This is a genomic window from Pseudomonas frederiksbergensis (assembly GCF_000802155.2).
In the GTDB taxonomy this organism is placed as follows: Bacteria; Pseudomonadota; Gammaproteobacteria; order Pseudomonadales; family Pseudomonadaceae; genus Aquipseudomonas; species Aquipseudomonas frederiksbergensis_A.
Genome location: NZ_JQGJ02000004.1, coordinates 1 through 25,294 on the forward strand (window position 1 = coordinate 1; position 25,294 = coordinate 25,294).

The 25,294-nt window shown below is 60.4% G+C and carries 17 protein-coding genes and 1 pseudogene; 9 read left to right on the top strand and 9 right to left on the bottom strand.

Annotation, left to right across the window (positions count from 1 at the left end; genetic code table 11):
* Positions 1–38: 38 nt before the first annotated feature.
* The 5 genes from JZ00_RS08680 to mnmC all read right to left on the bottom strand — a co-directional run bounded on the left by JZ00_RS08680 (position 39) and on the right by mnmC (position 7,441).
* Positions 39–266, bottom strand: a complete 228-nt coding sequence (locus JZ00_RS08680) for a YheU family protein (RefSeq protein ID WP_039588824.1) — start codon at positions 264–266, stop codon at positions 39–41.
* 194 nt (positions 267–460) lie between these two features.
* A complete protein-coding gene (locus JZ00_RS08685; protein ID WP_039588825.1) occupies positions 461–1,651 on the bottom strand; it encodes an osmoprotectant NAGGN system M42 family peptidase in 1,191 nt (396 codons plus the stop codon).
* 146 nt (positions 1,652–1,797) lie between these two features.
* Entirely contained in the window at positions 1,798–3,543 is a 1,746-nt protein-coding gene (ngg, locus tag JZ00_RS08690) for an N-acetylglutaminylglutamine synthetase (RefSeq protein WP_039588826.1), read from the bottom strand.
* Between the two features lie 3 nt (positions 3,544–3,546).
* Positions 3,547–5,319 carry an N-acetylglutaminylglutamine amidotransferase gene (locus tag JZ00_RS08695; RefSeq protein ID WP_039588827.1) on the bottom strand — a complete coding sequence of 591 codons (1,773 nt, stop codon included), beginning with the start codon at positions 5,317–5,319 and terminating at the stop codon, positions 3,547–3,549.
* Positions 5,320–5,458: 139 nt separating this feature from the next.
* Positions 5,459–7,441 (bottom strand): bifunctional tRNA (5-methylaminomethyl-2-thiouridine)(34)-methyltransferase MnmD/FAD-dependent 5-carboxymethylaminomethyl-2-thiouridine(34) oxidoreductase MnmC, encoded by a 1,983-nt coding sequence (mnmC, locus tag JZ00_RS08700; RefSeq protein WP_039588828.1) that lies wholly within the window; start codon positions 7,439–7,441, stop codon positions 5,459–5,461.
* A 150-nt stretch (positions 7,442–7,591) separates the two neighbouring features.
* On the opposite strand from mnmC, the gene pap reads away from it, so the two are divergent.
* Together pap and JZ00_RS08710 are read left to right on the top strand one after the other, a co-directional pair.
* Entirely contained in the window at positions 7,592–9,103 is a 1,512-nt protein-coding gene (pap, locus tag JZ00_RS08705) for a polyphosphate:AMP phosphotransferase (RefSeq protein ID WP_039588829.1), read from the top strand.
* A gap of 104 nt (positions 9,104–9,207) precedes the next feature.
* The gene (locus JZ00_RS08710) at positions 9,208–10,392 is read left to right on the top strand and encodes a thiolase family protein (RefSeq protein WP_039588830.1); all 1,185 of its coding nucleotides are present in this window, start codon (positions 9,208–9,210) and stop codon (positions 10,390–10,392) included.
* 133 nt (positions 10,393–10,525) lie between these two features.
* Here JZ00_RS08710 and JZ00_RS31415 read toward each other — a convergent pair.
* Positions 10,526–10,720 (bottom strand): annotated as a pseudogene (locus tag JZ00_RS31415) (DUF6316 family protein); the annotation flags it as partial.
* A gap of 190 nt (positions 10,721–10,910) precedes the next feature.
* Here JZ00_RS31415 and JZ00_RS08720 point away from each other — a divergent pair.
* Positions 10,911–11,873 (top strand): DMT family transporter, encoded by a 963-nt coding sequence (locus tag JZ00_RS08720; protein WP_039588831.1) that lies wholly within the window; start codon positions 10,911–10,913, stop codon positions 11,871–11,873.
* Between the two features lie 132 nt (positions 11,874–12,005).
* Here the strand turns inward: JZ00_RS08720 and JZ00_RS08725 are convergent, their stop codons facing one another.
* Complete coding sequence (locus JZ00_RS08725) at positions 12,006–13,400, bottom strand: class II fumarate hydratase (protein WP_039588833.1); 1,395 nt, start codon at positions 13,398–13,400, stop codon at positions 12,006–12,008.
* Positions 13,401–13,602: 202 nt separating this feature from the next.
* On the opposite strand from JZ00_RS08725, the gene JZ00_RS08730 reads away from it, so the two are divergent.
* From JZ00_RS08730 to JZ00_RS08750, 5 genes are all read left to right on the top strand, one after another.
* Positions 13,603–14,124: a DUF2059 domain-containing protein gene (locus tag JZ00_RS08730; RefSeq protein ID WP_039588834.1), complete on the top strand. Its 522-nt coding sequence runs from the start codon at positions 13,603–13,605 to the stop codon at positions 14,122–14,124.
* A gap of 12 nt (positions 14,125–14,136) precedes the next feature.
* Positions 14,137–14,436 carry a BolA family protein gene (locus JZ00_RS08735; RefSeq protein WP_039588835.1) on the top strand — a complete coding sequence of 100 codons (300 nt, stop codon included), beginning with the start codon at positions 14,137–14,139 and terminating at the stop codon, positions 14,434–14,436.
* 171 nt (positions 14,437–14,607) lie between these two features.
* Entirely contained in the window at positions 14,608–15,549 is a 942-nt protein-coding gene (gene trhO / locus JZ00_RS08740; protein WP_039588836.1) for an oxygen-dependent tRNA uridine(34) hydroxylase TrhO, read from the top strand.
* Positions 15,550–15,585: 36 nt separating this feature from the next.
* On the top strand, positions 15,586–16,188 hold the full coding sequence (locus JZ00_RS08745; RefSeq protein ID WP_200900478.1) for a DsbA family protein: 603 nt from the start codon (positions 15,586–15,588) through the stop codon (positions 16,186–16,188).
* The gene (locus tag JZ00_RS08750) at positions 16,118–18,004 is read left to right on the top strand and encodes an ABC transporter ATP-binding protein (RefSeq protein ID WP_232916678.1); all 1,887 of its coding nucleotides are present in this window, start codon (positions 16,118–16,120) and stop codon (positions 18,002–18,004) included. The genes JZ00_RS08745 and JZ00_RS08750 overlap by 71 nt, the downstream gene beginning before the upstream one ends.
* On the opposite strand, the gene JZ00_RS08755 is transcribed toward JZ00_RS08750, so the two are convergent.
* Both JZ00_RS08755 and JZ00_RS29715 read right to left on the bottom strand, forming a co-directional pair.
* Complete coding sequence (locus tag JZ00_RS08755; protein WP_039588840.1) at positions 17,990–19,378, bottom strand: deaminase domain-containing protein; 1,389 nt, start codon at positions 19,376–19,378, stop codon at positions 17,990–17,992. The two genes, JZ00_RS08750 and JZ00_RS08755, sit on opposite strands and share 15 nt — an antisense overlap.
* Positions 19,369–22,584, bottom strand: a complete 3,216-nt coding sequence (locus JZ00_RS29715; protein ID WP_152668415.1) for a hypothetical protein — start codon at positions 22,582–22,584, stop codon at positions 19,369–19,371. Before JZ00_RS29715 ends, JZ00_RS08755 begins: the two co-directional genes overlap by 10 nt.
* Before the next feature lie 216 nt (positions 22,585–22,800).
* Between JZ00_RS29715 and JZ00_RS08775 the strand changes: the two genes are divergently transcribed.
* On the top strand, positions 22,801–25,260 hold the full coding sequence (locus JZ00_RS08775) for an EAL domain-containing protein (protein WP_039588845.1): 2,460 nt from the start codon (positions 22,801–22,803) through the stop codon (positions 25,258–25,260).
* Positions 25,261–25,294: the final 34 nt, after the last annotated feature.

Consider the following 25,294-nt stretch of genomic DNA (forward strand, 5'->3'; position numbering starts at 1 on the left):
TCCAGAGGAAAAAGGCCCAGGCGGCACGCAAGGCTTGTTCAATCGAATAGATGCTTGGGCACATCGTGCTTGAGCATCAGCTGGCATTGTTCGCTTTCCGGATCGAAGACAATCATTGCCTGGCGTTTGGCCAGGGCCTGTCGAACCCGCAGGACGCGGGTTTCCAACGGCGTGTCGTCACCGTTGTCGGTCCCGTCGCGGGTGACGAAGTCTTCGATCAGGCGGGTGAGGGTGTCGACTTCGAGTTGGTCATGGGGGATCAGCATGATAGGGCTCCGCTAACTAATGGGCGGATGCTACGGCGGATGAGCTGTGGCGGCTAGCCCGGGCTTTGGTGCATATCCCTGGGGGAGCGGGCTTGCTCGCTGAAGCGGCGCTACATTCAACATTGATGCTGGCGGACCTGCCGCTTGCGCGAGCAAGCCCGCTCCCACAATCGTGTCTGCACCGAGACGCAAATTCAGCTATCCGAACGCTGCCCGATCAAGCTATCCACTGAAGGCACCCGGGTGTCGCTTTCCATTTGCGCATCGTGTTCGATCTGGTGACTGAAGCGGTCCAGTGAACCCTGGGCCGGCTGCGCATCACTGGCGAACACCGGTGGGCTGAGGATATAGGCGCCGAGCAAGCGGCTGAGGGCCGCCAGGCTGTCGATGTGGGTGCGTTCGTAGCCATGGGTGGCGTCGCAGCCGAAGGCGAGCAGGGCGGTGCGGATATCGTGGCCGGCGGTGATCGCCGAATGGGCGTCGCTGAAGTAGTAGCGAAACAGGTCGCGGCGCGCTGGGAGCTCGTTTTCCTTGGCCAGTTTCAACAAGTGCCGTGACAGATGGTAGTCGTAAGGACCTCCAGAATCCTGCATGGCCACGCTCACCGCGTGTTCGCTGGAATGCTGGCCTGGTGCGACCGGCGCGATGTCGATCCCGACGAACTCGCTGACGTCCCAGGGCAGCGCGGCCGCCGCGCCGCTGCCGGTTTCCTCGGTGATGGTGAACAGCGGATGGCAATCGATGAGCAGTTCCTCACCGCTGTCGACGATGGCCTTCAGCGCCGCCAGCAATGCGGCGACGCCGGCCTTGTCGTCCAGGTGCCGGGCGCTGATATGGCCGCTTTCGGTGAACTCCGGCAAGGGATCGAAGGCCACGTAGTCGCCGATGCCGACGCCCAGGGTCTCGCAGTCGGCGCGGGTGGCGCAGTAGGCGTCCAGGCGCAGTTCGATGTGGTCCCAGCTGATGGGCATTTCATCCACGGCCGTGTTGAATGCGTGACCGGACGCCATCAACGGCAGGACGCTGCCACGAATCACACCGGAGTCGGTGAACAGGCTGACCCGGCTGCCCTCGGCAAACCGGCTGGACCAGCAGCCCACCGGGGCGAGTGTCAGGCGACCGTTGTCCTTGATGGCCCGGACCGAAGCCCCGATGGTGTCCAGGTGCGCCGACACCGCGCGGTCGGGGCTACTCTTGCGGCCCTTGAGCGTCGCGCGGATCGTGCCGCGCCGGGTCATTTCGAATGGAATGCCCAGCTCTTCGAGCCGTTCGGCGACGTAACGGACAATGGTGTCGGTAAAACCGGTCGGGCTGGGAATGGCGAGCATTTCCAGCAAGACTTTTTGCAAGTATTCGAGATCCGGTTCGGGAATTTTACTGATCATGGAAACTCCTCGCGGAATATTGGAATGAGCGACCCCATGGCGAGGGGGCTTGCTCCCACTCGGCTGCGAAACAGTCGCATGCTTCGGGCAAATCAGGAGGCCCGCTTCGCGGCCCAGCGGGAGCAAGCTCCCTCGCCACGGATATCTCAGACCACCGCCTGGCTATGGGGGAACAACAAATCCACAAAGCGCTCGGCGGTGGGTTGTGGTTCGTGATTGGCCAGCCCGGCGCGTTCGTTGGCTTCGATGAACACGTATTCCGGTTGATCGGCGGCCGGGACGAGCAGGTCCAGGCCGACCATGGGAATGTCCAGGGCCCGTGCCGCACGGACCGCCGCATCGGCCAGGGTTGGGTGAAGGATCGCCGTCACGTCCTCCAGGACGCCACCCGTGTGCAGGTTCGCCGTGCGCCGTACGAACAGGTGCTCGCCCTTGGGCAGTACGCTGTCGTAGTCATAGCCGGCCGCGGTCAGGGTGCGCTCGGTCTCGGCGTCCATCGGGATTTTGCTTTCGCCGCCGGTTGCGGCCTGGCGTCGTCGGCTTTGGGCTTCAATGAGCGCGCCGATGGTGTGCTGCCCATCGCCGATCACTTCGGCCGGGCGACGGATCGCTGCTGCCACCACGTCAAAGCCGATCACGAGGATGCGCAAATCCAGGCCCTCGTGGAAGCTTTCCAGCAACACTCGGCTGTCGAAGCGCCGGGCCGCTTCGATGGCGGCTTGCACTTCTTCGATCGTGCGCAGGTCCACCGCCACGCCTTGGCCTTGTTCGCCGTCCAGCGGTTTCACGACCACCCGTTCATGCTCATCGAGAAACGCCAGATTGTCGTCGGCATTGCCCGCCAGTTGTTGGGCCGGCAAGTTCAAGCCTGCGTTTTTCAGCACTTTGTGGGTCAGGCTCTTGTTCTGGCACAGCGTCATGCTGATTGCGCTGGTCAGGTCGCTCAGCGATTCCCGGCAGCGAATCCGGCGGCTGCCGTGCACCAGGGTGAACAGGCCGGCCTCGGCGTCATCCACCTGCACTTCGATGCCGCGACGGTGCGCTTCCTCGACGATGATCCGTGCATAGGGGTTGAACTGCGCCTCGGGGCCAGGCCCAAGGAACAATGGTTGGTTTATGCCATTCTTGCGCTTGATGGCGAAGGTCGAAAGGTTGCGGAAACCGAGTTTGGCGTAGAGGTTTTTCGCCAGCCGATTGTCGTGCAGCACCGACAGGTCAAGGTAGCTCAAGCCACGGCTCATGAAATGCTCGATGAGATGGCGCACCAGCACTTCCCCGACGCCGGGGCGTGAACACTGCGGGTCGACCGCGAGGCACCAGAGGCTGCTGCCATTTTCCGGATCGTTGAAGGCTTTCTGGTGATTGAGGCCCATGACGCTGCCGATCACCGCGCCGGTGTCGTCGTCCTCCGCCAGCCAGTAGACCGGGCCACCTTGATGGCGCGGGGTCAGTCGCTCCGGGTCGATGGGCAGCATGCCGCGAGCCTGGTAGAGCTGGTTGATGGCCTGCCAGTCGCTGTCGCCCTGGGCGCGGCGAATCCGGAAGCCGCGAAACACCCGCGTGGCTTGCCGATAGTCGCTGAACCACAGGCGCAGGGTGTCCGACGGATCAAGGAACAGATGCGCCGGTTCCAACCCCAGCACCTGTTGCGGCGCGGCGACATACAGGGCGATGTCACGTTCGCCGGGTTGTTCGTTGAGCAGTTCCTGGGCCAGGCTCGCCGGGTCCGGGAAGGTATGGCCGATCAGCAGCCGACCCCAGCCGCAATGCACGGCGATGGGGTCGGCACCCAGGTCGCTGCCGTCTTCGGCCAAGCGTGCCTGCAAGCGTTCGTAGGACGGCGGTTGGCCGCGCAGAAGTCGTTGGTTGTGAAGGGTGGAATGGGGTTTCATCAGTCAGATTCCTTGCTCGCTGAGCCACAGGTTCAGCGCCGCCAATTGCCACAGCCGCGAGCCGCGCAACGGCGTCAGTTGGCCGTTGGGGTCGGTCAGCAGGCGGTCAAGCATGGTCGGATTGAACAGCCCGCGATCCTGGCTCGGATCCAGCAGCAGCTCACGGACCCAGGCCAGGGTGTTGCCTTCGAGATGCTTGAGGCCGGGCACCGGGAAATAGCCTTTCTTGCGGTCGATGACCTCGCTCGGGATCACCCGGCGGGCCGCTTCCTTGAGCACGTGCTTGCCGCCATCGGGCAGCTTGAATTTCGCCGGTACCCGGGCGGAAAGCTCCACCAGCCGGTAGTCGAGGAACGGCGTGCGTGCTTCCAGGCCCCAGGCCATGGTCATGTTGTCGACACGCTTGACCGGGTCGTCCACCAGCATCACCGTGCTGTCCAGGCGCAAGGCCTTGTCCACTGCGGCATCGGCGCCCGGCTGGGCGAAATGCGCCTTGACGAAGTCACCGGCCGCATCGTTGGCCGTCATCCACTTGGGTTGCACGGTGGCGGCATATTCCTCGTAGCTGCGGTCGAAGAACGCCGCGCGATAGGCCGCATAAGGATCGCTGGCGCCATCCACTTGCGGGTACCAGTGGTAGCCGGCGAACAGTTCGTCGGCGCCCTGGCCGCTTTGCACCACTTTGCAGTGCTTGGCCACTTCCCGCGAGAGCAGGTAGAAGGCGATGCAGTCGTGGCTGACCATCGGTTCGCTCATGGCGCGGAACGCGGCCGGCAGCTGTTCGATGATCTCTTTTTCATCGATGCGCAACTGATGGTGGCGGGTGCCGTAGTGCTTGGCGATCAAGTCCGAATACTGGAATTCGTCACCGCGTTCGCCACCGGCGTCCTGGAAGCCGATGGAGAAGGTGGACAGGTCTTCGACGCCAACCTCACGAAGCAAGCCGACGAGCATGCTCGAATCCACGCCGCCCGATAGCAACACGCCTACATCGACGGCGGCGCGCTGGCGGATGGCGACCGCTTCGCGGGTGCTGTCCAGCACGCGTTCGATCCAGTCTTCCAGATTGAGGTTCTGCTCATCGGGCCGAGGACCGTAGGGCAGCGTCCACCAGGTTTTCTGCTCGGTTCTACCGTCCGCCTCGACGCGCATCCAGGTGGCCGGCGGCAGCTTTTCGATGCCGGCCAGCAAGGTGCGAGGCGCCGGGACGACCGCATGGAAATTGAGGTAGTGATTCAGGGCGACCGGATCGAGCACCGGGTTGATGTCGCCGCCCTTGAGCAGTGCCGGCAATGCCGAGGCAAAGCGCAGGCGCTGGCCGGTGCGTGACAGGTATAGCGGCTTCACGCCGAGACGGTCGCGGGCGATGAACAGCCGCTTGGCATCGCGTTCCCAGATGGCGAAGGCGAACATGCCGTTGAGCTTGGGCAGCAGCGCTTCGCCCCAGGCGTGATAACCCTTGAGCAGCACTTCGGTGTCGCCACCTGAATGAAAGGCGTAGCCCAGGCCTTCGAGTTCGGCCCGCAGTTCCGGGTAGTTGTAGATCGCACCGTTGAACGCCAGGGACAGGCCCAATTGATTGTCGATCATCGGCTGCGCCGAGCCGTCGGACAGGTCCATGATTTTCAAGCGCCGATGGCCGAGGGCTATCGGCCCCTGGCTATGAAAGCCCCATGCGTCGGGGCCGCGAGGGGCCAGGTGATGGGTGATGCGCTCTACGGCCGCAAGGTCCGCAGGTTGTTGATCGAAACGTAACTCTCCAGCTAATCCGCACATAAGTCCTTACCGGTTTTTCCGTTGGGGAGGGGGTCAAGCCATACACGCCGAAAGGGCGGGTACTCAGGAACTGACCGGTGGGATGGCTGTGAGTTTTATATCGATGCGTTATAAGCCGACGGGTGGGGGGGCGTAGAGTTCAGGCCTTGCCCCGAATCACCGCCCGCAGCGTGAACCGGTTCGGATGACACGCCTCGGCTACGCCTCGCGGCAGCGGCAGCGGTTCGTTCTCCAGCCAGGCGGCGATCAATTCGCCGGACAGCGGCGCGGTGATCAGGCCTCGGGAACCGTGGCCGCTGTTGACGTACAGGCCGTCGAGCCAAGGGCAGGGCGTGTCGGGCATTTGGCGGGCGTCCTTGGCCAGCGCCGAATACGCTTCGATGAAGGCAGGGTGATCAGCCAGGGGACCGACGATTGGCAGGTAGTCCGGGCTGGTGCAGCGAAACGCCGCGCGGCCTTCCAGTTGCGCGGGATCCAAGGCTCGGGCGTCCAGCCGATCCACCAGGTCCACGGAAATGTCTTCGAGCATTTGCAGATTGCCGGCATGCTCGGCGGCGGTAGGGGTCAGGTCATCGCTGTGAAAATCGAAACTGGCCCCCAACGTGTGCTCGCCCATGCGCGGCGGTGCCACGTAGCCTTCGGCGCAGACGACCGTCGCCAGGCGCTGGCTGCGGGTGGTTTGCGGCAGGCGGGTGATCTGTCCTCGAATGCGCTTGAGGGGCAGGTCGGCGGCGGGCTCGAAGCGTTTGATCTCGGCCGCGCTGGCGAGGATGGCCACCGGTGCGCTGGCCAGGCAGCGTTCGCCGTCCCAGGCCTGCCATTGGCCGTCGACGCGGCGCAGTTCCAGCACTTCATGATGTGCCTGCAACGTGATCGCCGGCCTCGAAGCTTGCCAACGGCACAACGCTGGCGGATGCACCCAGCCGCCTTCAGGATAAAACAGGCCGCCGCTGGGCAAACCGATGGCGGATTGCGCCTCGGCTTCGCTGCGATCGAGGATTTTCAGCAGGCCGGCTGGAAACGCCTCGGCCAACCGCGCCTGGCGCTCGGCTTCCTTGGCATCGAAGGCCAGTTGCAAGACGCCGCAAGCGTCCCAGTCAAGGCCCCGTTGCAGGTGTTCGAGCAAGCGCCGCGTGTAGCCGAAACCGCTGAGGATCATCTGTGACAATGCGGTGCCGTGGGCCGACAGTTTGAGGTACAGCACGCCCTGGGGGTTGCCGGACGCTTCTTCGGCCAAGCCGGCGTGACGTTCCAGCAAGGTGACCTGCCAGCCACGGGCCGCGAGGCTGGCCGCGCTGGCACAACCGGCCAGGCCGCCGCCGATCACCAGGGCCCGGCGCTCGCCGACTGGCACGACAGGCCGGGCGTACCAGGGTTTGATCGGCGCCGGTAGCGGGGTCTGCTCCGGCCAACCGAGGAACGCACCGCGAAGAATCTCCCACTTATGGCCGATGCCTGGCGTGCGTTTCATCTTGAAGCCCGCCGCGTTCAGCCGGCGTCGCACCCAGCCGGTGCTGGTGAAGGTGCTCAGGGTGGCCCCCGGCGCGGCCAGTCGGGCGAGCTCGGCGAACAGCTCGGCGCTCCACATCTCAGGATTTTTCGCTGGGGCAAAACCGTCGAGGAACCAGGCGTCGATCTGCCCGTCGAGCTGGGGCAGTTGCTCCAGGGCGTCGCCAATCAGCAGCGTCAGGGTGACCCGGCCGCTCGCCAGTGTGATGCGCTGGAAACCCTGGTGAATCGCAACGTACTGCCCAAGCAGTTGGTCCGCCTGGGCCTTGAGCTCCGGCCACAAGGCCAGGGCTCGGCGCAGGTCCTCAGGGCTCAGGGGAAACTTTTCGACGCTGACAAAATGCAGCCGCGCGCCAGCCGGCGCGCATTGCTCGAACAACTGCCAGGCGCAAAGAAAATTCAACCCGGTGCCGAACCCGGTTTCGCCGATCACCAGCCGCCCGTTGTCCGCCAGCGCGGCAAAACGCTCGGCCAGGTTGTTCTGCTGCAAGAACACATAGCGGGTTTCTTCCAGGCCCGACTGGTCGGAGAAATACACATCGTTGAACGCCCGGGAGCGGGGGCGGCCCTGGTCGTCCCAGTCGAGTTGGGCATGGTGTTGAATGGGCGTCATGACAGGCTCTGTGAAAATGAAGGCGCCATTCTAGCCGATCGGCAACGCGTTGCTTGATCCAGGGCAAACGTGCCTGCATCCGGAAGGAATCTGCTGCGCAGGCGCGCATCCAATCCGCTAGTCTTGCCCCATTCCTGGAAGGAGCTGCCCATGTTCGAGTCCGCCGAAATCGGTCACGTCGTTGATAAAGAAACCTATGAGGCCGAAGTCCCGGCACTGCGTGAAGCGTTGCTCGAAGCGCAATTCGAGCTGCACCAGCAGGGCCGTTTCCCGGTGATTGTGCTGATCAACGGCATCGAAGGCGCGGGCAAGGGCGAGACGGTGAAGTTGCTCAACGAATGGATGGACCCGCGACTGATCGAAGTCCGCACGTTCGACCAGCAGACCGACGAAGAACTGGCGCGGCCGCCGGCCTGGCGCTATTGGCGGATGTTGCCGGCCAAGGGGCGCATGGGGATTTTCTTCGGTAACTGGTACAGCCAGATGCTGCAGGGGCGAGTCCATGGCCAGTTCAAGGACCCGCGGCTCGACCAGGCGATCAACGGTGCCGAGCGCCTGGAGAAAATGCTCTGCGACGAAGGCGCGCTGATCTTCAAGTTCTGGTTCCACCTGTCCAAGAAACAGATGAAGGCCCGCCTCAAGAGCCTCAAGGACGATCCGCTGCACAGCTGGCGCATCAGTCCGCTGGACTGGCAGCAGTCCCAGACCTACGACAAGTTCGTCAAGTACGGCGAGCGCGTGCTGCGCCGCACCAGTCGCGATTACGCGCCGTGGCATGTGATCGAAGGGGTGGACGCCTGTTACCGCAGCCTTGCGGTCGGGCGGATCCTGCTCGAAGGCCTGCGCCACGCCCTGGATCGGCAGAAGGTCAAGGCGGCCAAGGTCAACGTGGCGCCGTTGCCGGCGCTGGATGACCAGGTGACGTTGATCGGCAGCCTCGACATGACGCTGCGCCTGGACAAGGCTGACTACGAAGAACAACTGATCACCGAGCAGGCCCGCTTCGCCGGCCTGTTGCGCGACAAGCGCATGCGTCGACATGCCTTGGTGGCAGTGTTCGAAGGCAACGATGCGGCGGGCAAGGGCGGGGCGATCCGCCGGGTCGCGGCGGCGCTCGATCCGCGCCAGTACAGCATCGTGCCGATTGCCGCGCCCACCGAGGAAGAACGTGCCCACCCCTACATGTGGCGGTTCTGGCGACACATTCCGGCGCGGGGCAAGTTCACCATGTTCGACCGCTCTTGGTATGGCCGGGTGTTGGTGGAGCGGGTCGAGGGCTTTTGCAGTCGCGCCGACTGGCTGCGGGCCTACGGTGAAATCAACGACTTCGAGGAGCAACTGGCCGACGCCGGCGTGGTGGTCGTGAAGTTCTGGCTGGCGATCGACAAGCAAACCCAATTGGAGCGCTTCCAGGAGCGGGAGGAAATCCCCTTCAAGCGCTTCAAGATCACCGAGGACGACTGGCGCAACCGGGACAAGTGGGACGCCTATCGCTCAGCGGTCTGCGACATGGTTGATCGCACCAGCACGGAGATCTCGCCCTGGACCCTGGTGGAGGCCAATGACAAGCGCTGGGCCCGGGTCAAGGTGTTGCGCACGCTCAATGACGCGCTGGAGGCCGCGTTCGAGCGCTCCGCCAAGCAAACGCGGAAAAAGAACTAGCCCGATGGGCACGCATACGCGGGGTGAATGATTGTCGCGTTCGGTCATGGGGTGGATTTATCCTCGATTCCATTCCCAACCGATAACAACAATGAGGTGCCGCCATGCGTGAAGTGGTGATCGTCGACAGCGTACGGACCGGATTGGCCAAGTCCTTTCGCGGCAAGTTCAACATGACCCGTCCGGACGACATGGCGGCGCATTGCGTCAACGCGTTGCTGGCGCGCAACGACATCGACCCTGCCAGCGTCGAGGATTGCATCGTTGGCGCCGGTTCCAACGAAGGCGCCCAAGGCTTCAACATCGGGCGTAACGTGGCGGTGCTCTCGCAACTGGGCATCGGCACGGCGGGGATGACCCTCAACCGTTTTTGCTCTTCGGGCCTGCAAGCCATTGCGATTGCCGCCAACCAGATCGCCTCGGGTTGCAGCGAGATCATCGTCGCCGGCGGCGTCGAGTCCATCAGCCTGACGATGAAGAGCGTCAACACCGACAACCTGATCAACCCACTCCTCAAGGAGCAAGTGCCCGGCATCTACTTCCCTATGGGGCAGACCGCCGAGATCGTCGCGCGCCGTTATCAGGTCAGTCGCGAGGAACAGGACCGCTACGCCTTGCAGAGCCAGCAGCGCACGGCCCGGGCCCAGGCCGAGGGGCTGTTCGATGACGAAATCGTGCCGATGACGGTCAAGTACCGGGTCGAGGACAAGAACACCGGTGCCGTGCAGATTCTGGACGGCGTAGTCGACCGCGATGATTGCAACCGCCCCGATACCACCTACGAAAGCCTGGCCGGGTTGAAGCCGGTGTTTGCCGAGGACGGTTCGGTGACGGCGGGCAACTCCTCGCAATTATCCGACGGTGCTTCGATGACGCTGGTGATGAGCCTGGAAAAAGCCCTGGCCCTGGGGCTCAAGCCCAAGGCGTTTTTCCGCGGCTTTACCGTCGCCGGATGCGAGCCGGATGAGATGGGCATCGGCCCGGTGTTCTCGGTGCCCCGGTTGCTCAAGGCCAAGGGTTTGCAAATCGGCGACATCGACCTGTGGGAGCTCAACGAGGCGTTTGCCTCCCAGTGCCTCTACAGTCGCAACCGGCTGGAAATCGACAACGAGAAATACAACGTGAACGGCGGTTCGATTTCCATCGGCCACCCGTTCGGCATGACCGGCTCGCGGCAAGTAGGGCATCTGGTGCGTGAACTGCAACGGCGCAACCTGCGCTATGGCATCGTGACCATGTGCGTGGGCGGCGGGATGGGGGCAACAGGGTTGTTCGAGGCGGTGCGATAGGCGCCGCCCCTGGGCTTGTGCTCCCGCTCGGCTGCGAGGCAGTCGCCGCTTTCTACTGGGGATGAACCGTAAGGGGGCCGCCATGCGACCCAGCGGGAGCAAGCTCCCTCGCCACGGGGGCTGCGAATGGTTCAGCCACCTTGGGCAACTGCTGCATCCGCTGGATGTACGCCGCAATCTCCTGCTCCGCCGCCTCGCGAGAGACGAATGGGCCTTCCTGGGTGCCTTCGCGCGTATTGAAATAAAACTCGCCATTTACCCGACAGATCCGGTCACTGCGGAAAATCGTCTTGGGGGCGTCTGTATCGTGGGCGCGCGTTCCTGGCATTTCGGGTCTCCATAGGGGGCAGCATGGTCGTTTCAACTGAGCATATGTGGTGTCGGTGATTTGCGCCTGTCCAACCGATCGACGGCTGCGACCCATACAATTGCGTCAACGCCGAATGCCCAACTGTGCCTGTATGCGCCGATCGATCCGGGCCTAGAATGGGCGTTCATGTCTTGGCTTCGAGGGTTGCATGCACATTTCGTCCGGTCGCTGGGTCTATGGCCTGTTCCTCGCCTTGCTGACCGCCCTGTTGTGGGGAATCCTGCCGATCAAGCTCAAGCAAGTGCTGCAAGTAATGGATCCGGTGACGGTGACCTGGTTTCGACTGACAGTGTCCGGCGGTCTGCTCTTCGTCTATCTGGCGGCCACCAGGCGCTTGCCCAGCCGCAAGGTGCTCGGCCCGCGTGGCGGCTGGTTGGTGGCGATGGCGGTGTTGGGGCTGGTGGGCAACTACGTCCTGTACCTGATGGGCCTGAACCGCTTGAGTCCCGGCACCGCGCAACTGGTGGTGCAGATGGGACCGATCATGCTACTGGTGGCCAGTCTGTTTGTATTCAAGGAGCGCTTCAGCGTGGGGCAGGGCATTGGCCTGCTGGTGCTGCTGATCGGTTTTGCGCTGTTTTTCAACCAGCGTCTCACCGAGCTGCTGACTTCCCTGAGCGACTACACCGCCGGGGTCTTGCTGGTGCTGATGGCCTCGACCGTCTGGACGTTCTACGCCCTGGGCCAGAAGCAGTTGCTGACGGTGTGGAATTCGTTGCAGGTGATGATGGTGATCTACCTGTTCTGCGCACTGTTGCTGACGCCTTGGGTTCATCCGCTGGAGGCGCTGCAACTGACACCATTACAAGGCTGGCTGTTGCTCGCTTGTTGCCTCAATACCCTGATCGCCTATGGCGCGTTTGCCGAAGCGCTGGCGCATTGGGAAGCCTCGCGCGTCAGCGCAACCCTGGCGATCACGCCATTGGTGACGTTCGCCGCCGTGGCGATGGCCGCCTGGTGGTGGCCTGAGTACGTCCATGCCGAGCAGATCAACCTGCTGGGGTATGGCGGGGCTGTGCTGGTGGTACTGGGATCGGCCCTGGTGGCGTTGGGGCCGTCGCTCATCGCCGGGCTCCGGGCCCGGCGCGAGCGTTTGGCTGTCAGTCGCTAGACCGCATCATCATTCTTCGCGAGCCCGCCCGGTCCCGCAGGATCTTTCGGTGGATGCGACAGTGCGATCAACACTGATCCACCGTGGGAGCGGGCTGGCTCGCGAAGGCGGCAGGCCTGTCCCGGATGTAACTCAGCCCTGCCCACCCGCCTCCAGCATGTTTTCCGGCCGGACCCAGGCCTCGAACTCGTCGTCGGTCAAGTACCCCAACTGCAACGCGGCCTCCCGCAAGGTCAGCCCTTCGTTGTAGGCCTTCTTGGCGATTTCCGCCGATTTGTCGTAGCCGATGTGCGGGTTCAGCGCCGTTACCAGCATCAAGCCGCGTTCCAGATGCGCCGCCATCTGCTCGGCATCCGGTTCGAGGCCGGCGATGCAGTGCTGCTGGAAGTTGCTGCAACCATCGGCCAGCAAGCGGATCGACTGGAGCAAGTTGTGAATGATCACTGGCTTGAACACGTTCAACTGCAAGTGACCCTGGCTGGCGGCAAAACCGATGGCCACATCGTTGCCCAGCACTTGGCAGGCCAGCATGGACAAGGCTTCGCACTGGGTCGGGTTGACCTTGCCCGGCATGATGGAGCTGCCCGGTTCGTTGGCCGGCAGTTTCACTTCGGCAAAACCGGCGCGAGGGCCGGAGCCCAGCAAGCGCAGGTCGTTGGCGATTTTCATCAGGGTCACGGCCAGGGTTTTCAATGCGCCGGACAGCGTGGTCAGCGGCTCATGACCGGCCAGGGCGGCGAATTTGTTCGGCGCGGTGACGAAGGGCAAGCCGGACAGCGCCGCCAACTCAGCGGCAATCGCTTCGCCAAACCCATGGGGCGAATTGAGCCCGGTGCCCACCGCCGTGCCGCCCTGGGCCAGTTCGCAGACGGCCGGCATCGCGGCGCGGATCGCCCGTTCGGCGTAGTCGAGTTGGGCAATGAAGGCGGACAGTTCCTGGCCGAACGTGATCGGCGTGGCGTCCATCATGTGGGTGCGGCCGGTCTTGACCAGTTTCATGTGGCGTGCCGCCAGTTCCGCGAGACCGCCGGACAATTCGCTGATGGCCGGTAGCAGTTGCTGGTAGACGGCCTGGGCGGCCGCGATGTGCATCGCGGTGGGGAAGCAGTCGTTGGAGCTCTGGGAGCGATTGACGTGGTCGTTGGGGTGCACCGGGCTCTTGCCGCCGCGAGGATTGCCTGCCAGTTCATTGGCGCGCCCGGCGATCACCTCGTTGACGTTCATGTTGCTCTGGGTCCCGCTGCCTGTCTGCCAGACCACGAGGGGAAACTGGTCGTCATGCTGGCCGGCCAGCACCTCGTCGGCGGCCTGTTCGATCAGGCGGGCGATGTCGGCGGGCAGGTCGCCGTTGCGGTCGTTGACCCGCGCGGCGGCTTTCTTGACCAGCGCCAAGGCGTGCAGCACCGACAGCGGCATGCGTTCGTTGCCAATGGCAAAGTTGATCATGGAACGCTGTGTCTGGGCGCCCCAGTAGGCTTCATCCGGGACTTCAACCTGGCCAAGGCTGTCGGTTTCAATACGGCTCATCGGGTCAAACTCCTGTAGGTCTGAATGCGCAGTTTAGGCCCTGGCGGGCGTTGGCGGTTCCCTCAATCACGCGTCAATCTAGGAGCGTGCGGTTCGGTCCGTCAATCGGACCCGCCCAGGGTCGGGGTTGAGCCCCGGCGTTTTTTAGGCGCAGAATGGTCGCCCTTGGGGTTTTACCTCGCCTGTTAGAAAAGGAAACTCGATGACCCGTCTTCGTGCCATCTGTACCGCGGTTGCTCTGGTGTGTGCCAGCGGCCCTGTCTTCGCTGATACCGCCAGCCACAACGCCAGTGCCGAAGCGTTCCTGACCCTGGCGCATGCCGACAAGCTGGGTACCCCGGTCTACATGCAAGTACAGCAGATGTTTGCCCAGCGCTTCGAGCAGACCAAGGCTCCCGAGTCGAAAAAGGCAACCCTGGAAACCTACCAGGCCAAGGCCAACGCCGCCCTGGACCAAGCCATCGGCTGGAACAAGCTCAAGCCGGACATGGTCAAGCTCTACACCAGCAACTTCAGCGAATCGGAGCTCAAGGACCTGGTGTCCTTCTATCAGTCTCCTTTGGGCAAGAAAGTCCTGGAAAAAATGCCGCAGCTGACCCAGCAATCGGCGCAACTGACCCAGGCCAAGCTGGAAAGCGCCGTGCCGGTGGTCAACAAGCTGCTGGCGGACATGACCGCCGAGCTCGAGCCAAAAGCCGCCGCCCCGGCCAAGAAAAAGCCATAAGCGGAGCCTGGCATGAGCATGCAGCAACGCATTGAATCGACCCTCGGGCTTTTGCAGCCCGAGTACCTGCAAGTGCTGGACGAAAGCCACATGCACAGCCGTGGGTTGCAGACCCATTTCAAGGCGGTGGTGGTCAGCCGGCAGTTCGAGGGGCTCAATCGGGTCAAGCGACACCAGAAGGTCTACGGCACGCTGGGCGAGTTGATGGGCGAATTCCATGCACTGGCGCTGCACACCTACACGCCGGAAGAATGGGCCCAGATCGACGCGGCCCCGGCTTCGCCGACCTGTGCCGGTGGCAGCAAGCACTAGGAATCGTGGCAACAGAGCCTTCGTGGCGCGGGAGCAAGCTCCCTCGCCACGAGGTACTTCGCTCCTTAAGCCACGACATTTTTGTTAGAATCCGCAACGCGCCGCTTACCCGGCGCGTTTTTTTCGCATCCGGTTCACCCTTTACGAGGGTAGCCACCTGGAGAAATACCCATGACACCACCCATTGTCGTGGCGGCACTGTACAAGTTCGTCACCCTGGAAGATTACGTCGAGCTGCGCGAGCCCCTGCTCAAGGCCATGCTCGACAACGGCATCAAAGGCACGCTGCTGATCGCCGAAGAAGGCATCAACGGCACGGTTTCCGGCACCCGCGAGGGGATCGATGGGTTGATGGCCTGGCTCAAGAACGATCCGCGCATGGACGATATCGACCACAAGGAATCGTACTGCGACGAGCAGCCGTTCTACCGCACCAAGGTCAAGCTCAAGAAAGAAATCGTCACCCTCGGCGTGGACGGCGTGGACCCGAACAAGCAGGTGGGCACCTATGTCGAGCCGCAAGACTGGAACGCCCTGATCAGCGATCCCGAAGTGTTGCTGATCGACACGCGCAACGACTACGAAGTGGCAATTGGCACCTTCGAAGGCGCCATTGACCCCAAGACCACCAGCTTCCGTGAATTCCCCGAGTACATCAAAGCCCACTTCGACCCAGCCCGGCACAAGAAAGTCGCGATGTTCTGCACCGGTGGCATTCGTTGTGAAAAAGCTTCGAGCTATATGCTCGGCCAGGGGTTCGACGAGGTCTATCACCTCAAGGGTGGCATCCTGAAGTACCTCGAAGAGGTACCCCAGGAAGAAACCAAATGGCGCGGCGACTGTTTTGTATTCGATAACCGCGTGACCGTGCGCCACGACCTCAGCGAAGGCGACTACGATCAATGCCACGCGTGCCGTACGCCGGTGAGCGTGGAAGATCGCGCCTCCGAGCACTACGTGCCCGGCATCAGCTGCCCGCATTGCTGGGACAAGCTGAGCGAGAAGACCCGTCGCAGCGCCATCGACCGGCAAAAGCAGATCGAATTGGCCAAGGCTCGCAACCTGCCTCACCCGATCGGCTACAACTACAAGCAATCATCTTCCGAGGCTTGAGCCATGGCGTCGCGCCTGTTGTATGTGATGGACCCGATGTGTTCCTGGTGCTGGGGCTTCGCACCAGTGGCCGAGGCTTTGGCCGAGCAGGCGCAGGCCGCGGGCGTGGAACTGCACCTGGTGGTGGGCGGCTTGCGCACCGGCAGCGGCTCGGCACTGGAACCGACGACTCGGCGCTACATTCTCGAACACTGGCAGGTGGTCACCCAGGCCACCGGCCAGCCGTTCAAGCTCGAGGGCGCGCTACCCGATGGTTTCGTCTATGACACCGAGCCCGCTTGCCGGGCATTGGTGACCGCTCGCGGTCTGGCGCCGGATTTGGCCTGGAAACTGGTGAAGCTGATCCAGCAGGCTTTCTATGTAGAAGGTCGCGACGTGACCCGCGCCAGCGTTCTTGTGGAGTTGGCCGAACAGGCCGGGTTGCCACGTATCGAGTTCGCCGCAGCATTCGATCGTGCCGACCAGCACGCGGCCACCGCTGCGGATTTCACCTGGGTGCAAGACCTTGGCATCGCGGGTTTCCCAACGCTGCTGGCCGAACGTGACGGGCAATTGGCCCTGCTGACCAATGGCTACCAGCCCCTGGACCAGTTGTCGCCACTGCTGGGGCGCTGGCTGGAGCGGGCCACCTGTGCCTGATGACCTGCCCAGTGTCAGCGCGTCGGCCCCATCCCATATCGATCGGTTGAGCTGGGCAGAAATTCGTCGACTGGCCCTCAAGCATAAAAAAGCCCTCTGGATTGCCAACGGTGTAGCCGTGCTGGCTACTTTGTGCAGCGTGCCCATCCCGCTGCTCCTGCCATTGCTGGTGGATGAAGTGCTCCTGGGCCACGGTGACGCGGCACTGAAGATCATGAACCACGCGCTGCCGACGGGTTGGCAAAGCGCTGCCGGCTACATCGGGCTGATGCTGTTGGTGACGCTGGGGCTGCGTTGCTGCGCGCTGTTGTTCAACGTCCTGCAGGCCAGATTGTTCGCCAGCCTCGCCAAGGACATCGTCTACCGCATCCGTATCCGGTTGATCGAACGCCTCAAGCGTATTTCCCTGGGGGAGTACGAAAGCCTGGGCAGCGGCACCGTGACCACGCACCTGGTCACCGACCTGGACACCCTCGACAAGTTCGTCGGCGAAACCCTCAGCCGGTTCCTGGTGGCCATGCTGACGCTGGTGGGCACTGCCGGCATCCTGATGTGGATGCACTGGAAACTGGCATTGCTGATCCTGTTGTTCAACCCCTTGGTGATCTACGCCACCGTGCAATTGGGCAAGCGGGTCAAGCACCTCAAGAAACTGGAGAACGACAGTACCTCGCGTTTCACCCAGGCCCTGACCGAAACCCTGGATGCCATCCAGGAAGTGCGGGCCAGTAACCGCCAGGGCTTTTTCATCGGACGGTTGGGGATACGCGCGCGGGAAGTGCGTGACTACGCGGTGAATTCGCAATGGAAAACCGACGCCTCGAACCGTGCCAGTGGCTTGCTGTTCCAGTTCGGCATCGATATTTTTCGCGCCGCGGCCATGCTCACGGTGTTGTTTTCCGACCTGTCTGTCGGCCAGATGCTCGCGGTGTTCAGCTACTTGTGGTTCATGATCGGGCCGGTCGAGCAATTGCTGAACCTGCAATACGCGTTTTACGCAGCGTCAGGCGCCTTGAATCGCATCAACGAACTGTTGGCCCGCGCTGATGAGCCTCAATACGACGGCGCCGTCAACCCGTTCAAGGGCCGCGATACGGTGGGCATCGACATCCAGGGGCTCAGTTTCGGCTATGGCGAGGAGCGGGTCCTCGATCAGATGAACTTGTCCATCTCGCCGGGGGAGAAGGTCGCTATCGTGGGTGCCAGCGGCGGCGGCAAGAGTACCTTGGTCCAATTGTTGTTGGGGCTCTACACCCCCCAGTCCGGCAGCATTCGTTTTGGGGGCGCCACACAGCAGGAAATCGGCCTGGACACCATTCGCGAGAACGTCGCCGTGGTGCTCCAGCATCCGGCGCTGTTCAACGATACGGTGCGAGCCAACTTGACCATGGGCCGCGAACGCAGTGACGAGGCCTGTTGGCGGGCCCTGGAAATCGCCCAACTGCACAGCACGATCCGGGAGTTGCCCAACGGTCTGGACAGCGTCGTCGGGCGTTCCGGTGTGCGTTTATCGGGTGGGCAGCGTCAGCGTCTGGCGATCGCCAGGATGGTGTTGGCCGAACCCAAGGTGGTGATCCTCGATGAAGCCACCTCGGCCCTGGATGCGGCCACCGAATACAATTTGCACCTGGCCTTGGCTCGTTTTCTCGATAACCGCACCACGTTGATCATCGCCCATCGGCTTTCAGCTGTGAAACAGGCTGATCGGGTGTTGGTATTCGACGGCGGGCAAATTGCCGAGGATGGCGATCACCAACAACTTATTGCCGATGGTGGTTTGTACGCCAGGCTCTATGGCCACCTACAGCAACATTGACGAATCCGAGCCAAGGATGGGTTCAGGTGGTTTTAAACGTTTACGTTCACCCCAAGTAACGTTCAGCGCATCGGCTCCACGCGAATGACCAAACTCCTTCATGACAATGGCGCAGGAATCGCATGGGGGCAGCGTCGTGGCAATGGTGATCGACCGAATATCTCCATCATTCGGATATTTCTGACTGATGTAGCTGATCAACTTGCTCTCGCTGTCGCCAGAAGTAATCAGGCTCGTTGCGTTCGGGCCGCTCGCGGTGGCGTGCGGTATCGCTAGCAGCGATTTACCTTCATTGCCCAAAAGAAGAGAGGTGGCATCGGTGCCGTCTTTAAGCGCGTCCAGGTTGTAGTAGGTGACGCCACGAATGTCCACTTGATTCCCGCCGCGGAACACGGGGAGATGCCGGGTGTAATCGTAGATGCCGGAAACGCTGATATAGATTTCAACTTTTCCTGAGGCGAGTGTGACCTCGGCAAATGCAATATTTTTATAAGATGCCGAGCGGATTTTTTTAAGCGCTTGCATGGCGTTCTCTATGGAGAGCCTTTCTGTCCCGAAAAGAGCACCGAAGATGGACGCCGTTTTGTTCTGGATCTCTTGGGGAGCAAAATGGGTGGGCTTCCATAGAGCCGCTCCGTCAGGCAACTCACAGACGAGCAGTCTGGTTCTTCGGTCGAACATCACTGCTTCGGCAGGTGATGTGTCGACTTTAGTCCAGCTCATATTCGCCGGTGGGTCAGCGGGGGTGCCGATAGGTATCGAAATTTTTTTGAGATTTTCAAGCGCCTGGTTAACCTTGTCTTCTCCATGGAATCGTACAGTGTTGTTGGCGTTGATAGACCCCTCATAGATTCGCTTCAGTTCCTCTCCATACCCTTGCGCCAGTTCACTGGGCTCCAGTTTTCGCAGTCTCAACGTTTTGCTTTCATTCGCGGCAAGATTTTTTAATGCGTAGTAATTGTCATTTAGTTGAGTGAAGACGTAATTGAATTCCTCATAGCGATCGGGAACTATGATCGCCCCGATTCGATGGACGTCGTTGATGTTCTCTGCGGAGCCGTTGACCCTGATGCCCGCATAGATACCCGTCTGGAATTCTATCGTCACGTCTACGATTGGCTTGGGTATAGGCACCTTGGTAGTCAGGCCGATCCATTCTGGTTTGCCTTTATAAGTTAGCTGTTTGTCATTTTTGATTTCATATATCTTTCCCTGGTAGGTGTATATCTTTCTCCCTCTGATGCTTACGGGTTCGACTAAAACATCGCTGAACCAGTGCGCCCAGCTTTTTTCTTTCTTGAGCGTCCCAAGGGGAGGGCGTTCGGCAGTTTCCCCCTTCATAGAGTGAAGGTTGCAAGTTGGATCTAGCGGCATGGCAATTTCCTGAAATTTTTAGTGGCATCCAAGGTGTCCAGCTTGCGCAGGGCGCCGTCCTCCAATCGATAAGGAACATCATCCAGATAAAAGGTGCGGCTGCCGTCGACCTCCAAGACCTCCCTCACGCGGGTATTGTCAGGGACCATGAAAAAGCTATCGGTATCGGTTCTGCCCAAGAGATCGTATCGGGACGGCCCAAATGACAACCCGGAGCGTTCAGCTGTCAACGCGGGTCCGTAAGGTTTGGTGGACATGGGGTCGACCAGGCGAAAATCAGGTTTACCTTGGTTGGCGATATTGCGCACCGGGACATCTTCGATGCCATAGATTGTGGCCAGTTGGTCTTCCCTCGATAAGGGGCGCCATCGGCCTGGGTCGGTGCTTTGAGGCAAGCCTTGCAGAAGGTCGTATTGGCCTGCCCTGCCGCTTAATGTCTTGAGGTTGAGATAACCTTTTTTGCCGAGTCTGAACAGACTCAGGCCAGCGGACTTCAACAGCGAGGGAATACCTTCAATTGGGTTCAAGGTTGAGTTTAGGAAGAGGGCTGCATCTTGTAAAAACAAAGGGAGTTTCTGGGTGAACGTAAGGCCGTCTGCCTTTCTGGCGATTTTCAGGGAGCCGGACGCGAATTTCCCAAGGGGAAGTATGAAGGCAGTGAGATCGGTGAATAACCCGAACGCACCTGCGACCAGTCGATCTCGATCACCTGAGTTCAAGTCTTCAATGCTGCTCCAGAAGGGGACGAAGCTTTTGAAAATGTTATCGACTCTGTCCGATTCAGCTGCCCTGCGATCAAACTCGGTTTCCCCATAACAGGCGCGGCGTAACCCTGCTTCGTCAATATACAGAAGCTTGTCGGATATCTGATTGGCAATCGTTTGGATGGGCTGTGACTGCAAGCTTCGTGGAAAGAGCTGGTCGACGTCATTGCTTGGTGATCCATGCAGCGTGTCGCCAATTTGATCCAGGATGGCGTCGCATTGCACATTCGGCCGTGGGACTGTTCCTTTGGCATGGGCATTCCAGTCAAAGGGGAGGTGCTTGTTACGAAGAACGGTGACCTTCACACCTGATCCGGATCGGGCCCTGAACGTTTCGGTCTTTTTTTCTCCACCGAAATGCTCCGGTTTGATATCCGTTCGACGGTGAATGAATCCAGCCCGCGGCAGAACTTCGTAATGGCTTACTACATCCTTCCATGTTGTTTGTAGGATAAAGCCGCCACGGGCTCGAAAAGGCAGGGTGTTTTTCTCGGTTTCGTTCGCGGCTTCTATGCCGTTGGTGGGTTGTCTCAGGCTGTATAGCTGGGTAGTGCCGTATTCCAATGCTTGCCGATCGGCCAGCGGAAGCGATGCGAGTAGCTGGATGATTAATGTCCGATACGCGCTGCTGATGCCTTTGATGTGAGCGTTGAAGTCGTTGTTGAACGTATTTTCAATGTTCGGCAGTTTCTTTCCTTTGTGTCGAGCAAGTCTGGGTCCTATGTAGTTAGTGGCTAATATGCCGTCCTTGGAAAGTGCGAACCAAACCGAAAGGGCGAATGGGTCGGTGACGTACCATTTTGTTTTATGCAACCAGCCGGATGCATAAACATCCACAAGCGAAAAAGCGTTATCTGCCGGAGCCGCCTCCCATTTAGTCGAGGTCAGAAAAGCATTGGATTCTTTTTTAAGTTTCCATGCTCCCGTCAAAAAAAGGCTGTGTCCGAACAGTTTTTTCAGTTCATCCGTCGCGCGCGTCAGTCTGTCGGGCGGCGCCTTGCTGAGATCTGCGGCAGCGCTATTGAACTGGCCGATTGTCTGATCGAGTGTTTGCAACGCCTTTTCGATGTCCTGTAGCGAATAGTCGGCATCGGTACGTTCAGTAACCAAGCCATTGGTGACTGCCCATGCCAAAGCGGGTTTCAATCTTGTGAACGAGACAAGTTTGAAGTCTTCGGCGTTACCTTCACCGATGTACACGCCAGGCAGGTCCACCAATCGTTGGAAACTCGATCGTTGCAACAGTGTTGGGTCAATAGCGTTGGCAAGCTGGACGCCATGGACAAAGTTGACCCACACCGTTGAGCTACGGTAGGGCAGTTCCGAGGGAATGTCGGGGATCTGGAAGTCCAGGGGAAACGATGGGCGATACAAGCAGGCCAGCAGGATGGATTCATTCACCGAGCTAGCGCGTTTCGAGGCAAGTAGGTGTGACTCGAACGCCAGCCATATCGCTTCGTAGCTCTTGCCCCAGTTGGAGGGCGCCTGCCAGTGATAACCAGCAATAGCGCCTCCCTGCTCATCTCTCCCAGCCGACAACCAAAGAGTGATGGCTTTGACCAACAATGCGATTCGTGCGCTTGGGGCACTGTCTTCCCCCTGATTACCGCCGTACCATTTCAAGGCTCGTAACAGGGCCTCCGTCAACGCGTCAGCCTCTTCCGACAGCAGGATTTTTTCGAGATAGAACGTTGGTTTTGCTCGCAGGTCTTGGATCGTCAGTCTGGCGATGTCAATCGGACTGAGATAGGTCAGTAACGATGTGCGAAGTTGCGGCAGGCGTTCACGCATCGTTTCCATAATCAAATCGTCGACGGACCTGTTCCCAGCGTCGGCGCCGTGACCCAGTTCGTCGAGGCGGATTGCGTCTCCCTGGCCCAAGGAGTGACGAGCGCGCTTTTCTTCGAGCGTCTGGATCGCGGCTTCGCATTGTTTTCCATCCAGTGGATCGGGGAGCGCGATTCCGTAAAACCAGGCCATTCTCGCGAACGTAACCTCTCCATTCTGGCGAATCTGTCCCCCAAGTTTTCGAGCGGCTTTTTCAATATTGGAAAGCCAGCCGTTCCATACAGGATTTTTGCCAAGTGGAATTGGAGTGCTTACTTCACTGTCACTTGCGCGTGTTTCATAAATATTTTTTCCGTCTTTCAATGTGACGGTCAGACCGTACGGTGAGGCTCCCACTGTTTTGCACAATGCCCGGTAGTCCGCATTTTGGGCCAATGCCTGCAGCGAGCGCTGTCCGGTCTCGTCCTCCAAGTACATGGGGGAACAACGCTTTGGTTTAATCAATGTATCGGCAAGCTTCTCGGGGGGGGCGTTTCGGATCAGCGAGAGCAACGCATCGTAGTCGCCCAGTAACCCGTTATGTTTTTCGGCAGGAGACGGGGCTGGGCTCAGTGATGGAGCCGTGGGCGGGTCGGTGGTGAGTAGTGATGACATATCCAGGATTCTCGGTGGTTAATACGGGCCCCGGCAGGCGCGATAATTCGCACTGTCAGGGGGGAGTATCAAAGCACTCCGAAAACGATCGTCGTGGTACATATGTATATTGCGTCAAATAAACGTACAGCCTCTTGCGGGGAGCTGCTGCGCCTCCTAGTCTTGCAAGGATGATCGGCGTCATTGCTGATCACAGCCACCTGTGCAAGGGACCTCATGAAGCAAGCGCGGACTCTCGGAACCCCTCGGTTGTTGGGCATCGTCTGGCCTTTTATTGCGGTCGTCCTGTTTCAGGCTCTGTTGGGAGGTGTCAGTCTTTACGTTTTGTCCGCAGTTCGCGGTTACGTGGCAGGGGAAAGTCTTTGGTCCAAGGGCCAGAAAGACGCCATTTATTACCTCAACCTTTATGCCGACAGCCGTGACGAAGCGATTTTTCGCAAATACCAGCAAGCGATCGCCGTGCCCGAAGGTGGCCATGAGCTGCGGGTAGCGCTGGACCGCGAGCCGCCTGATCTCGATGCCGCGCGGGCCGGGATTCTCAAGGGTGGCAACCATCCCGACGACGTAGCCAGCGTCATCTGGCTTTACCTCAATTTTCGCCATTTCAGCTATCTGGAAGAAGCCATCGATCTTTGGACGGTGGGGGACGGCTATCTGACAGAACTGGACAATGTCGCCCGGCAGATGCACGCCAGCATCAGCACTGGCCAGGCATCGGAAACGGATATTCGCGGCTGGAAGGCACAGATCTTCGCCATCAATGATTCCGTTACCCCAGCCGCGAAGGCTTTCAGCGATGCCTTGGGCGAGGGGTCGCGGTTTATCCTGCGCCTGTTGCTCGTGACCAACTTCGCCACCGCCCTGGGGCTGATTGTCCTGGCGCTGTTGCGCACTCATAAGCTGCTGGCCCAGCGACAGGTCTTCGCCAATGCGCTGCAGTTGGAAAAGGAGCGGGCGCAAATCACCTTGCAATCGATCGGCGACGGCGTGATCACCACGGATGTCGAGGGCGCCATTGCCTACATGAACCCCGCCGCCGAAGCGATGACGCACTGGAAAGCCGAGCACGCCACGGGGTTGCCCCTGGCGGCGCTATTCAATCTGCTCGATGACAACGCCCAGACCGAGGGACTGACCTTGATCGAGCACATCCTCAGCGGGCGGCTTGGCGGCGGCAGTGAACATTCCAAGCTGATCCAGAGGCTGGACGGCAGTACGGTGTCGGTCACGCTGGTCGGCGCACCGATCCGCCACGCGGGCAAGGTCAGCGGTGCCGTGTTGGTATTGCACGACATGACCCAGGAACGCCAATACATCGCCAACCTTTCCTGGCAGGCCACCCACGATGCCTTGACCGGCCTGGCGAACCGCCGCGAATTCGAATACCGACTCGAACAGGCCCTGCATAACCTGACGCGCCAAGTTGGCCGCCACGCCCTGATGTTTCTTGACCTGGACCAATTCAAGCTGGTCAACGATACCTGTGGCCACGCCGCGGGTGACGAGTTGCTGCGGCATATTTGCGCGTTGTTGCAATCGGGGCTGCGGGAAAACGACACATTGGCGCGCTTGGGCGGCGATGAGTTTGGCATCTTGCTGGAAAACTGCGCGCCAGAGGCGGCGGAGAAAATTGCCGAAGGTCTGCGCCAGACCGTACAGAACCTGCATTTCGTCTGGAAAGGCCGGCCATTCGTGACCACCGTGAGCATTGGCCTCGTGCACATTGCCCAGAGCCCGACCACGCTGGAGGCATCCCTGCGCGCGGCCGACATGGCGTGCTACATGGCCAAGGAAAAGGGGCGCAACCGGGTCCAGGTCTACCATGCCGACGATTCGGAACTGTCCCTGCGCTTCGGCGAGATGGCCTGGGTCCAGCGCTTGCATATGGCCTTGGAGGAAAACCGCTTCTGTCTCTACGCCCAGGAAATCGCTGCATTGGGGCCGGGTGACCACGGCGGCGGTCATATTGAGATCCTGTTGCGCCTGCATGACGAGGCGGGTCGGATGATCCTGCCGGACAGTTTCATTCCGGCGGCGGAACGCTATGGCCTGATGACGTCGCTGGACCGTTGGGTGGTGGAGAATGTCTTCAAGATCATTCGCCAATGCTTGAACGAATCAAGACAGGGGCCGCTGGCAATGTGTGCGATTAATCTGTCAGGCACGACTATAGGAGATCAGGCATTCCTGGACTTCCTGCGTAAACAGTTCGCCGCTTACGCCATCCCGCCAGAAATGATTTGTTTTGAAATTACTGAAACCAGCGCGATTTCCAATTTGGGCAGTGCGATCCGCTTTATCAATGAACTCAAAGGCTTGGGTTGTTATTTTTCCCTGGACGACTTTTGTGCCGGAATGTCTTCGTTCGCTTACCTGAAACATTTACCTGTAGACTTCTTGAAGATCGACGGGAGTTTCGTAAAGGATATGCTGGACGACCCGATTAACCGGGCAATGGTCGAAGTGATCAATCATATCGGCCACGTCATGGGTAAGCGCACGATTGCCGAGTTTGTAGAAACGACGCAGATCGAGCAAGCCTTGCTGGAGATTGGCGTGGATTACGCTCAGGGGTATGTTATCGAGCGTCCGCAGATGTTTACTTGTGACACATTGCAATGCAGGCCGGCCAGGCCTCAGCCGCTGTTATTCAAGGCCCCCGGCACGTTCCGCTGAAACTCTTGTTGGTCCGCAGAAAATCACAATCAAA